20 protein-coding genes are annotated in these 9,330 nt (G+C 50.6%); 19 read left to right on the top strand and 1 reads right to left on the bottom strand.

The features are described 5' to 3' along the window. Positions 1–68: 68 nt before the first annotated feature. A complete protein-coding gene (gene bfd, locus FHW76_RS13780; RefSeq protein WP_004152415.1) occupies positions 69–263 on the top strand; it encodes a bacterioferritin-associated ferredoxin in 195 nt (64 codons plus the stop codon). A gap of 73 nt (positions 264–336) precedes the next feature. Further along, positions 337–813, top strand: a complete 477-nt coding sequence (gene bfr / locus FHW76_RS13775) for a bacterioferritin (protein WP_004206792.1) — start codon at positions 337–339, stop codon at positions 811–813. Here bfr and FHW76_RS13770 read toward each other — a convergent pair. After that, positions 797–1,282: an A24 family peptidase gene (locus FHW76_RS13770; RefSeq protein ID WP_087732043.1), complete on the bottom strand. Its 486-nt coding sequence runs from the start codon at positions 1,280–1,282 to the stop codon at positions 797–799. The two genes, bfr and FHW76_RS13770, sit on opposite strands and share 17 nt — an antisense overlap. Positions 1,283–1,663: 381 nt before the next feature. On the opposite strand from FHW76_RS13770, the gene rpsJ reads away from it, so the two are divergent. The 17 genes from rpsJ (at position 1,664) to rplF (ending at position 9,325) form a co-directional block, all read left to right on the top strand. After that, positions 1,664–1,975, top strand: a complete 312-nt coding sequence (rpsJ, locus tag FHW76_RS13765) for a 30S ribosomal protein S10 (RefSeq protein ID WP_001181005.1) — start codon at positions 1,664–1,666, stop codon at positions 1,973–1,975. A gap of 32 nt (positions 1,976–2,007) precedes the next feature. After that, entirely contained in the window at positions 2,008–2,637 is a 630-nt protein-coding gene (gene rplC / locus FHW76_RS13760) for a 50S ribosomal protein L3 (RefSeq protein ID WP_002919796.1), read from the top strand. Positions 2,638–2,647: 10 nt separating this feature from the next. Then, the gene (gene rplD, locus FHW76_RS13755; RefSeq protein WP_002919794.1) at positions 2,648–3,253 is read left to right on the top strand and encodes a 50S ribosomal protein L4; all 606 of its coding nucleotides are present in this window, start codon (positions 2,648–2,650) and stop codon (positions 3,251–3,253) included. Then, entirely contained in the window at positions 3,250–3,552 is a 303-nt protein-coding gene (gene rplW / locus FHW76_RS13750) for a 50S ribosomal protein L23 (protein WP_000617546.1), read from the top strand. The genes rplD and rplW overlap by 4 nt, the downstream gene beginning before the upstream one ends. A gap of 17 nt (positions 3,553–3,569) precedes the next feature. Beyond that, positions 3,570–4,391 carry a 50S ribosomal protein L2 gene (gene rplB, locus FHW76_RS13745; protein WP_002919786.1) on the top strand — a complete coding sequence of 274 codons (822 nt, stop codon included), beginning with the start codon at positions 3,570–3,572 and terminating at the stop codon, positions 4,389–4,391. A gap of 16 nt (positions 4,392–4,407) precedes the next feature. After that, complete coding sequence (rpsS, locus tag FHW76_RS13740) at positions 4,408–4,686, top strand: 30S ribosomal protein S19 (protein WP_001138115.1); 279 nt, start codon at positions 4,408–4,410, stop codon at positions 4,684–4,686. A 14-nt stretch (positions 4,687–4,700) separates the two neighbouring features. After that, entirely contained in the window at positions 4,701–5,033 is a 333-nt protein-coding gene (rplV, locus tag FHW76_RS13735; RefSeq protein WP_002919773.1) for a 50S ribosomal protein L22, read from the top strand. A 17-nt stretch (positions 5,034–5,050) separates the two neighbouring features. Beyond that, complete coding sequence (gene rpsC / locus FHW76_RS13730; protein WP_002919766.1) at positions 5,051–5,749, top strand: 30S ribosomal protein S3; 699 nt, start codon at positions 5,051–5,053, stop codon at positions 5,747–5,749. Positions 5,750–5,761: 12 nt separating this feature from the next. Then, positions 5,762–6,172, top strand: coding sequence for a 50S ribosomal protein L16 (gene rplP, locus FHW76_RS13725; protein WP_002919759.1), 411 nt, complete (start codon positions 5,762–5,764; stop codon positions 6,170–6,172). Beyond that, positions 6,172–6,363: a 50S ribosomal protein L29 gene (rpmC, locus tag FHW76_RS13720; RefSeq protein ID WP_002919754.1), complete on the top strand. Its 192-nt coding sequence runs from the start codon at positions 6,172–6,174 to the stop codon at positions 6,361–6,363. The genes rplP and rpmC overlap by 1 nt, the downstream gene beginning before the upstream one ends. Continuing rightward, complete coding sequence (gene rpsQ, locus FHW76_RS13715; protein WP_004106347.1) at positions 6,363–6,617, top strand: 30S ribosomal protein S17; 255 nt, start codon at positions 6,363–6,365, stop codon at positions 6,615–6,617. Before rpmC ends, rpsQ begins: the two co-directional genes overlap by 1 nt. Positions 6,618–6,782: 165 nt before the next feature. Further along, entirely contained in the window at positions 6,783–7,154 is a 372-nt protein-coding gene (gene rplN / locus FHW76_RS13710) for a 50S ribosomal protein L14 (protein WP_002919748.1), read from the top strand. Positions 7,155–7,164: 10 nt separating this feature from the next. Beyond that, a complete protein-coding gene (gene rplX, locus FHW76_RS13705; protein ID WP_003031122.1) occupies positions 7,165–7,479 on the top strand; it encodes a 50S ribosomal protein L24 in 315 nt (104 codons plus the stop codon). 14 nt (positions 7,480–7,493) lie between these two features. After that, positions 7,494–8,033, top strand: a complete 540-nt coding sequence (rplE, locus tag FHW76_RS13700; RefSeq protein ID WP_003031123.1) for a 50S ribosomal protein L5 — start codon at positions 7,494–7,496, stop codon at positions 8,031–8,033. 14 nt (positions 8,034–8,047) lie between these two features. Beyond that, entirely contained in the window at positions 8,048–8,353 is a 306-nt protein-coding gene (rpsN, locus tag FHW76_RS13695) for a 30S ribosomal protein S14 (RefSeq protein ID WP_002919667.1), read from the top strand. Positions 8,354–8,386: 33 nt separating this feature from the next. Further along, the gene (gene rpsH / locus FHW76_RS13690) at positions 8,387–8,779 is read left to right on the top strand and encodes a 30S ribosomal protein S8 (protein WP_008807048.1); all 393 of its coding nucleotides are present in this window, start codon (positions 8,387–8,389) and stop codon (positions 8,777–8,779) included. A 12-nt stretch (positions 8,780–8,791) separates the two neighbouring features. Further along, positions 8,792–9,325, top strand: a complete 534-nt coding sequence (rplF, locus tag FHW76_RS13685; RefSeq protein ID WP_008807049.1) for a 50S ribosomal protein L6 — start codon at positions 8,792–8,794, stop codon at positions 9,323–9,325. Positions 9,326–9,330 lie beyond the last annotated feature (5 nt).

Genomic DNA, 9,330 nt, shown 5'->3' with positions numbered 1-9,330 from the left:
GCAAATGGTCTATTGTAATCATAACTATTCTCATTTAATATTTGTGCATAAATTGAACGGGAGTTTATATGTACGTTTGTTTGTGCAATGGCGTTAGCGATAAAAAAATTCGCCAGGTTGTTCGCCAGTTTCAACCGCAATCTTTTCAGCAATTACGTAAGTTTGTTCCCGTTGGAAATCAATGCGGTAAGTGTGTTCGAGCTGCACGTGAAGTGATGGAAGATGAATTAACCACCATGCCGGAATTCAAAGAAATCGCCTGAAGTCCGCGCTTCTCTTTTGACATCCCTATAGGCCGGACTACGCTTCAATAAGTGGAAGCGGAGGGACTATATAATGAAAGGTGATGTCAAAATCATAAGTTATCTCAATAAATTATTGGGAAATGAGCTGGTCGCAATCAATCAGTACTTTCTCCATGCGAGAATGTTCAAAAACTGGGGTCTGATGCGCCTCAACGATATTGAGTACCACGAATCAATTGATGAAATGAAGCACGCCGATAAGTACATCGAGCGTATTCTTTTCCTCGAAGGCATTCCTAATCTGCAGGATCTCGGCAAACTTGGCATCGGTGAAGATGTGGAAGAGATGCTGCAGTCAGATTTACGCCTGGAGCTGGAAGGCGCGCAAAACCTGCGTGAAGCGATCGCCTATGCCGACAGCGTACATGACTATGTCAGCCGCGATATGATGATTGAGATCCTGGCGGATGAAGAAGGCCATATCGACTGGCTGGAAACCGAACTCGATCTCATTGGCAAAATTGGCCTGCAAAATTACCTGCAGTCGCAGATCAAAGTGTCAGATTAGCCAGCGTTTGCCACCCGCACCAGAAACCTGCTGCCGCCAGAAATGGCCCAAATGGCAGCGGGTTATTCTTTTCCCATTTTCTGTTGCCGCCGCACCTGGCGGACAGTCCCAATATCACCCACGTCATGCCAGCGAGCAATGACGCTACCAGCACCAGCTGCGGCAGCATTCGCCAGCCATGCCAGGCCCCAAGGGCGGCGAGATATTTTATATCGCCATAGCCTAATCCTTCATGCCCACGGACCCTGCGGTATAGCCAATAAAGGGCGGCAAACGAGAGATAGCCGGCTAGTGCTCCCCAGACAGCCTCGTTGAGCTGATGCGGCGCCAGACAGAGATAAAAAAGCAAGCCGCTCCATAGCAGGGGACAGCTGAAACGGTCTGGCAGCAAGCCGTAACGCAGGTCCTGCTGACATAATGCTAGCGTCAATCCGCTATAGCACAGTAAGAAGGGGAGGGCGGCGAGCATAGGTTACCCCGTGATGAGCAATGAACATGGCCTCACTATGCTTATCGGCTCGGCGCAGGGCAAAATGCAATTTTCGAGAGTGGATGGCGCTTTGCGGATTTATTGGCAGCGTTACGGCGCTTGCACAGCGCACTATCGCCAAGACGCGCAAATCCCGGTGATGATTTTCTAAACAGCGCTTGCGTCGTGCCAGAATTTGCGTATAATGCGCGGGCCTGTCAAAGTTGACAGCCGGTTCGATATGAACCCTGATAGTGCTTTTTGCTATCAAACAATGTCCCCAATCGGGGGACTATGTAAGAACGGTTACACTCTCCCATCAATCGTAATGGGTATGAGGAGTAATCATTTCGTCTATAAAATAATTGGAGCTCTGGTCTCATGCAGAACCAAAGAATCCGTATCCGCCTTAAAGCGTTTGATCATCGTCTGATCGATCAATCAACCGCGGAAATCGTCGAGACTGCTAAGCGCACTGGTGCGCAAGTCCGTGGTCCGATCCCGCTGCCGACCCGCAAAGAGCGCTTTACCGTTCTGATCTCCCCGCACGTCAACAAAGACGCGCGCGATCAGTACGAGATTCGCACTCACAAGCGTCTGGTTGACATCGTTGAGCCAACTGAAAAAACCGTTGATGCTCTGATGCGTCTGGATCTGGCTGCCGGTGTAGACGTGCAGATCAGCCTGGGTTAATCAGGTCATCGAGCGATTGAGAGGTTGAAACAATGATTGGTTTAGTCGGTAAAAAAGTGGGCATGACCCGCATCTTCACTGAAGATGGCGTATCTATCCCAGTAACCGTAATCGAAGTTGAAGCAAACCGCGTTACTCAGGTTAAAGACCTGGCTAACGATGGCTACCGCGCAATCCAGGTTACCACCGGTGCTAAAAAAGCTAACCGTGTAACCAAGCCGGAAGCGGGTCACTTCGCTAAAGCTGGCGTTGAAGCTGGCCGTGGTCTGTGGGAATTCCGTCTTGCTGACGGCGAAGAATTCACCGTAGGTCAGAACATTAGCGTTGAACTGTTTGCTGACGTTAAAAAAGTTGACGTAACCGGTACCTCTAAAGGTAAAGGTTTTGCTGGTACCGTTAAGCGCTGGAACTTCCGTACCCAGGACGCTACTCACGGTAACTCCTTGTCTCACCGCGTTCCGGGTTCTATCGGTCAGAACCAGACTCCGGGCAAAGTGTTCAAAGGCAAGAAAATGGCAGGTCAGCTGGGTAATGAGCGTGTAACCGTTCAGAGCCTGGACGTAGTACGTGTTGACGCTGAGCGCAACCTGCTGCTGGTTAAAGGTGCTGTCCCGGGTGCTACCGGTAGCGACCTGATCGTTAAACCAGCTGTGAAGGCGTGAGGAGATAGCAATGGAATTAGTATTGAAAGACGCGCAGAGCGCGCTGACTGTTTCCGAAACTACCTTCGGTCGTGATTTCAACGAAGCGCTGGTTCACCAGGTTGTTGTTGCTTATGCAGCTGGTGCGCGTCAGGGCACTCGTGCTCAGAAGACTCGTGCTGAAATCACTGGCTCCGGTAAAAAACCGTGGCGCCAGAAAGGTACCGGCCGTGCGCGTTCTGGTTCTATCAAGAGCCCGATCTGGCGTTCCGGTGGCGTGACCTTCGCTGCTCGTCCGCAGGACCACAGTCAAAAAGTTAACAAGAAGATGTACCGCGGCGCGCTGAAAAGCATTCTGTCCGAACTGGTACGTCAGGATCGTCTGATCGTTGTCGAGAAGTTCTCTGTTGAAGCGCCGAAAACTAAGCTGCTGGCACAGAAACTGAAAGACATGGCTCTGGAAGATGTGCTGATCATCACCGGTGAGCTGGACGAGAACCTGTTCCTGGCCGCACGTAACCTGCACAAGGTTGACGTACGTGATGCGAACGGTATCGACCCGGTTAGCCTGATCGCCTTCGACAAAGTCGTAATGACTGCTGATGCTGTTAAGCAAGTTGAGGAGATGCTGGCATGATTCGTGAAGAACGTCTGCTGAAGGTGCTGCGCGCACCGCACGTTTCTGAAAAAGCGTCTACTGCGATGGAAAAAACAAACACCATCGTTCTCAAAGTTGCTAAAGACGCGACCAAAGCAGAAATCAAAGCTGCTGTGCAGAAACTGTTTGAAGTCGAAGTCGAAGTCGTTAACACCCTGGTAGTTAAAGGGAAAGTTAAACGTCACGGACAGCGTATCGGTCGTCGTAGCGACTGGAAAAAAGCTTACGTCACCCTGAAGGAAGGCCAGAATCTGGACTTCGTTGGCGGCGCTGAGTAAGTCGGAGGAGTAATACAATGGCAGTTGTTAAATGTAAACCGACATCTCCGGGTCGTCGCCACGTCGTTAAAGTGGTTAACCCAGAGCTGCACAAGGGCAAACCTTTTGCTCCGTTGCTGGAAAAAAACAGCAAATCCGGTGGTCGTAACAACAATGGCCGTATCACCACCCGTCATATCGGTGGTGGCCACAAGCAGGCTTACCGTATTGTTGACTTCAAACGCAACAAAGATGGTATCCCGGCAGTTGTTGAACGTCTTGAGTACGATCCGAACCGCTCCGCGAACATCGCGCTGGTTCTGTACAAAGACGGCGAGCGCCGTTACATCCTGGCCCCGAAAGGCCTGAAAGCTGGTGACCAGATTCAGTCTGGCGTTGATGCTGCAATCAAAGCAGGCAACACCCTGCCGATGCGCAATATCCCGGTTGGTTCTACCGTTCATAACGTAGAAATGAAACCAGGTAAAGGCGGTCAGCTGGCACGTTCCGCTGGTACTTACGTTCAGATCGTTGCTCGTGATGGTGCTTATGTCACCCTGCGTCTGCGTTCTGGTGAAATGCGTAAAGTCGAAGCAGACTGCCGCGCTACTCTGGGCGAAGTTGGCAATGCTGAGCATATGCTGCGCGTTCTGGGTAAAGCAGGTGCTGCACGCTGGCGTGGTGTTCGTCCTACCGTTCGCGGTACTGCGATGAACCCAGTAGACCACCCACATGGTGGTGGTGAAGGTCGTAACTTTGGTAAGCACCCGGTATCCCCGTGGGGCCTGCAGACCAAAGGTAAGAAGACCCGCAGCAACAAGCGTACTGATAAATTCATCGTACGTCGCCGTAGCAAATAATTTTAGAGGATAAGCCATGCCACGTTCTCTCAAGAAAGGTCCTTTTATTGACCTGCACTTGCTGAAGAAGGTAGAGAAAGCGGTGGAAAGCGGAGACAAGAAGCCCCTGCGCACTTGGTCCCGTCGTTCAACGATCTTTCCTAACATGATCGGTTTGACCATCGCTGTCCATAATGGTCGTCAGCACGTTCCAGTCTTTGTTTCCGACGAAATGGTTGGTCACAAACTGGGTGAATTCGCACCGACTCGTACTTATCGCGGCCACGCTGCTGATAAAAAAGCGAAGAAGAAATAAGGTAGGAGGAAGAGATGGAAACTTTAGCTCAACATCGCCATGCTCGTTCTTCTGCTCAGAAGGTTCGCCTCGTAGCTGACCTGATTCGCGGTAAGAAAGTGTCGCAGGCCCTGGATATTCTGACCTACACCAACAAAAAAGCTGCTGTACTGGTCAAGAAGGTACTGGAATCTGCCATTGCTAACGCTGAACACAACGATGGCGCTGACATTGATGATCTGAAAGTTGCGAAAATTTTCGTAGACGAAGGCCCGAGCATGAAGCGCATTATGCCGCGTGCTAAAGGTCGTGCAGATCGCATCCTGAAGCGCACCAGCCACATCACTGTGGTTGTGTCCGATCGCTGAGACTCTGGAGACTAGCAATGGGTCAGAAAGTACATCCTAATGGTATTCGCCTGGGTATTGTCAAACCATGGAACTCTACCTGGTTCGCGAACACCAAAGAATTCGCTGACAACCTGGACAGCGATTTTAAAGTACGTCAGTTCCTGACAAAAGAACTGGCTAAAGCGTCTGTATCTCGCATCGTTATCGAGCGTCCGGCTAAGAGCATCCGTGTGACCATTCACACTGCTCGCCCGGGTATCGTTATCGGTAAGAAAGGCGAAGACGTAGAAAAACTGCGCAAGGTCGTAGCGGATATCGCTGGCGTACCTGCACAGATCAATATTGCCGAAGTTCGTAAGCCTGAACTGGACGCTAAATTGGTTGCTGACAGCATCACTTCTCAGCTGGAACGTCGCGTTATGTTCCGTCGTGCGATGAAGCGTGCTGTACAGAACGCAATGCGTCTGGGCGCTAAAGGTATCAAAGTTGAAGTTAGCGGCCGTCTGGGCGGCGCGGAAATCGCACGTACCGAATGGTACCGTGAAGGTCGCGTACCGCTGCACACTCTGCGTGCTGACATCGACTACAACACCTCTGAAGCGCACACCACTTACGGTGTAATCGGCGTTAAGGTATGGATCTTCAAAGGTGAGATCCTGGGTGGTATGGCTGCTGTTGAACAACCGGAACCGGCTGCTCAACCTAAAAAGCAGCAGCGTAAAGGCCGTAAATAAGGAGCGTCGCTGATGTTACAACCAAAGCGTACAAAATTCCGTAAAGTGCACAAAGGCCGCAACCGTGGTCTGGCGCAGGGTACGGATGTTAGCTTCGGCACTTTCGGTCTGAAAGCTGTTGGCCGTGGTCGTCTGACTGCCCGTCAGATCGAAGCAGCACGTCGTGCTATGACCCGTGCAGTTAAGCGTCAAGGTAAGATCTGGATCCGTGTATTCCCGGACAAACCGATCACCGAGAAGCCGCTGGAAGTTCGTATGGGTAAAGGTAAAGGTAACGTGGAGTACTGGGTTGCCTTGATTCAGCCGGGTAAAGTCCTGTATGAAATGGACGGTGTACCGGAAGAGCTGGCCCGTGAAGCATTCGGCCTGGCAGCAGCGAAACTGCCGATCAAAACCACCTTTGTAACTAAGACGGTGATGTAATGAAAGCAAAAGAGCTGCGTGAAAAAAGCGTTGAAGAGCTGAACGCTGAGCTGCTGAACCTGCTGCGTGAGCAGTTCAACCTGCGTATGCAGGCTGCAAGTGGCCAGCTGCAACAGACTCATCTGCTGAAGCAAGTGCGTCGTGATGTTGCACGCGTTAAGACTTTACTGACTCAGAAGGCGGGTGCGTAATGACCGATAAAATCCGTACTCTGCAAGGTCGCGTAGTTAGCGACAAAATGGAGAAATCCATTGTTGTTGCTATCGAACGTATGGTGAAACACCCGGTATACGGCAAATTCATCAAACGTACGACCAAACTGCACGTACATGACGAGAACAACGAATGCGGTATCGGTGACGTGGTTGAAATCCGCGAATGCCGTCCGCTGTCCAAGACTAAGTCCTGGACGCTGGTTCGCGTTGTAGAGAAAGCGGTTCTGTAATAGAGTACGCATTCTCGATACGGATAAACGGCTCAGCGATGAGCCGTTTATTTTTTCTACCCATATCTGGTTTGTGGTGTTATAATGCCGCGCCCTCGATATGGGGCTTTTTAACGACCCTAATTTTCGGGTCTCAGTAGTAGTTGACATTAGCGGAGCACTAAAATGATCCAAGAACAGACTATGCTGAACGTCGCCGACAACTCCGGTGCACGTCGCGTAATGTGTATCAAGGTTCTGGGTGGCTCGCACCGTCGCTACGCAGGCGTAGGCGACATCATCAAGATCACCATCAAGGAAGCAATTCCGCGTGGTAAGGTCAAAAAAGGTGATGTGCTGAAGGCGGTAGTGGTGCGCACCAAGAAGGGTGTTCGTCGCCCGGACGGTTCTGTCATTCGCTTCGATGGTAATGCATGCGTTATTCTGAACAATAACAGCGAGCAGCCTATCGGTACGCGTATTTTTGGGCCGGTAACTCGTGAACTTCGTACCGAGAAGTTCATGAAAATTATCTCTCTGGCACCAGAAGTACTCTAAGGAGCGAATCATGGCAGCTAAAATCCGTCGTGATGACGAAGTTATCGTGTTAACCGGTAAAGATAAAGGTAAACGCGGTAAAGTAAAAAATGTCCTGTCTTCCGGCAAGGTCATTGTTGAAGGTATCAACCTGGTTAAGAAACATCAGAAGCCGGTTCCGGCCCTGAACCAACCAGGCGGCATTGTAGAGAAAGAAGCAGCTATTCAGATCTCTAACCTTGCTATCTTCAACGCGGCAACCGGCAAGGCTGACCGTGTAGGCTTTAGATTCGAAGACGGCAAAAAAGTCCGTTTCTTCAAATCTAATAGCGAAACTATCAAGTAATTTGGAGTAGTACGATGGCGAAACTGCATGATTACTACAAAGACGAAGTAGTCGCTAAACTCATGACTGAGTTTAACTACAATTCTGTCATGCAAGTCCCTCGGGTCGAGAAGATCACCCTGAACATGGGTGTTGGTGAAGCGATCGCTGACAAGAAACTGCTGGATAACGCAGCAGCTGACCTGACAGCAATCTCCGGTCAAAAACCGCTGATCACCAAAGCACGCAAATCAGTTGCAGGCTTCAAAATCCGTCAGGGCTATCCGATCGGCTGTAAAGTAACTCTGCGCGGCGAGCGCATGTGGGAGTTCTTTGAGCGCCTGATCACTATTGCTGTACCGCGTATCCGTGACTTCCGTGGCTTGTCCGCTAAGTCTTTCGACGGCCGTGGTAACTACAGCATGGGTGTCCGTGAGCAGATCATCTTCCCAGAAATCGACTACGATAAAGTCGACCGCGTTCGTGGTTTGGATATTACCATTACCACTACTGCGAAATCTGATGAAGAAGGCCGCGCTCTGCTGGCTGCCTTTGACTTCCCGTTCCGCAAGTAAGGTAGGGTTACTTAATGGCTAAGCAATCAATGAAAGCACGCGAAGTAAAGCGCGTGGCTTTAGCTGATAAATTCTTCGCTAAACGCGCTGAACTGAAAGCTATCATCTCTGATGTGAACGCAACCGACGAAGATCGTTGGAACGCTGTTCTCAAGCTGCAGACTCTGCCGCGTGATTCCAGCCCGTCTCGTCAGCGTAATCGCTGCCGTCAAACAGGTCGTCCGCATGGTTTCCTGCGGAAGTTCGGGTTGAGCCGTATTAAGGTCCGTGAAGCCGCTATGCGCGGTGAAATCCCGGGTCTGAAAAAGGCTAGCTGGTAATTGTCACCAATTGAATCACGGGAGTAAAGACAGATGAGCATGCAAGATCCGATCGCGGATATGCTGACCCGTATCCGTAACGGTCAGGCCGCGAATAAAGCTGCGGTCACCATGCCTTCCTCCAAGCTGAAAGTGGCAATTGCCAACGTGCTGAAGGAAGAAGGCTTTATTGAAGATTTTAAAGTTGAAGGCGACATCAAGCCGGAACTGGAACTGACTCTTAAGTATTTCCAGGGTAAAGCTGTTGTAGAAAGCATTCAGCGTGTCAGCCGCCCAGGTCTGCGCATCTACAAACGTAAAGATGAGCTGCCGAAAGTTATGGCGGGTCTGGGTATCGCAGTTGTTTCTACCTCTAAAGGTGTTATGACTGATCGTGCAGCGCGCCAGGCTGGTCTTGGTGGCGAAATTATCTGCTACGTAGCCTAATCGGAGGAAAAAATGTCTCGTGTTGCTAAAGCACCGGTCGTTGTTCCTGCCGGCGTTGATGTTAAAGTCAACGGTCAGGTTATTACGATCAAAGGTAAAAATGGCGAGCTGACTCGTACTCTCAACGATGCTGTTGAAGTTAAACATGCAGATAATGCTCTGACCTTCGGTCCGCGTGATGGTTACGTAGACGGATGGGCTCAGGCTGGTACCGCGCGTGCCCTGCTGAACTCAATGGTTATCGGTGTTACCGAAGGCTTCACTAAAAAGCTTCAGCTGGTTGGTGTAGGCTATCGTGCAGCGGTTAAAGGGGATGTAGTAAACCTGGCTTTAGGTTTCTCTCATCCTGTTGAACATAAGCTGCCGGCCGGTATCACTGCAGAATGTCCGACTCAAACTGAAATCGTGCTGAAAGGCGCTGATAAGCAGGTGATCGGCCAGGTTGCAGCAGATCTGCGCGCCTACCGTCGTCCTGAGCCTTATAAAGGCAAGGGTGTTCGTTACGCCGACGAAGTCGTGCGTACCAAAGAGGCTAAGAAGAAGTAAGGTAA

The sequence above is a fragment of the Klebsiella sp. RC2 genome, assembly GCF_014192815.1.
In the GTDB taxonomy this organism is placed as follows: Bacteria; Pseudomonadota; Gammaproteobacteria; order Enterobacterales; family Enterobacteriaceae; genus Klebsiella; species Klebsiella variicola.
The sequence above is the reverse complement of the archived record's forward strand: the minus strand, read 5'-3'. Positions and strand labels throughout refer to the sequence as shown.

Coding starts and splice junctions, on each gene's coding strand:
- rplN (WP_002919748.1), top strand. CDS start 6,783: ATGATCCAAGAACAGACTATGCTGAACGTCGCCGACAACTCCGGTGCA.
- rplF (WP_008807049.1), top strand. CDS start 8,792: ATGTCTCGTGTTGCTAAAGCACCGGTCGTTGTTCCTGCCGGCGTTGAT.
- rplP (WP_002919759.1), top strand. CDS start 5,762: ATGTTACAACCAAAGCGTACAAAATTCCGTAAAGTGCACAAAGGCCGC.
- rpsS (WP_001138115.1), top strand. CDS start 4,408: ATGCCACGTTCTCTCAAGAAAGGTCCTTTTATTGACCTGCACTTGCTG.
- rplD (WP_002919794.1), top strand. CDS start 2,648: ATGGAATTAGTATTGAAAGACGCGCAGAGCGCGCTGACTGTTTCCGAA.
- rpsQ (WP_004106347.1), top strand. CDS start 6,363: ATGACCGATAAAATCCGTACTCTGCAAGGTCGCGTAGTTAGCGACAAA.
- rpmC (WP_002919754.1), top strand. CDS start 6,172: ATGAAAGCAAAAGAGCTGCGTGAAAAAAGCGTTGAAGAGCTGAACGCT.
- FHW76_RS13770 (WP_087732043.1), bottom strand. CDS start 1,282: ATGCTCGCCGCCCTCCCCTTCTTACTGTGCTATAGCGGATTGACGCTA.
- rpsC (WP_002919766.1), top strand. CDS start 5,051: ATGGGTCAGAAAGTACATCCTAATGGTATTCGCCTGGGTATTGTCAAA.
- bfd (WP_004152415.1), top strand. CDS start 69: ATGTACGTTTGTTTGTGCAATGGCGTTAGCGATAAAAAAATTCGCCAG.
- rplC (WP_002919796.1), top strand. CDS start 2,008: ATGATTGGTTTAGTCGGTAAAAAAGTGGGCATGACCCGCATCTTCACT.
- rplW (WP_000617546.1), top strand. CDS start 3,250: ATGATTCGTGAAGAACGTCTGCTGAAGGTGCTGCGCGCACCGCACGTT.
- rpsJ (WP_001181005.1), top strand. CDS start 1,664: ATGCAGAACCAAAGAATCCGTATCCGCCTTAAAGCGTTTGATCATCGT.
- bfr (WP_004206792.1), top strand. CDS start 337: ATGAAAGGTGATGTCAAAATCATAAGTTATCTCAATAAATTATTGGGA.
- rplE (WP_003031123.1), top strand. CDS start 7,494: ATGGCGAAACTGCATGATTACTACAAAGACGAAGTAGTCGCTAAACTC.
- rplB (WP_002919786.1), top strand. CDS start 3,570: ATGGCAGTTGTTAAATGTAAACCGACATCTCCGGGTCGTCGCCACGTC.
- rpsH (WP_008807048.1), top strand. CDS start 8,387: ATGAGCATGCAAGATCCGATCGCGGATATGCTGACCCGTATCCGTAAC.
- rplX (WP_003031122.1), top strand. CDS start 7,165: ATGGCAGCTAAAATCCGTCGTGATGACGAAGTTATCGTGTTAACCGGT.
- rplV (WP_002919773.1), top strand. CDS start 4,701: ATGGAAACTTTAGCTCAACATCGCCATGCTCGTTCTTCTGCTCAGAAG.
- rpsN (WP_002919667.1), top strand. CDS start 8,048: ATGGCTAAGCAATCAATGAAAGCACGCGAAGTAAAGCGCGTGGCTTTA.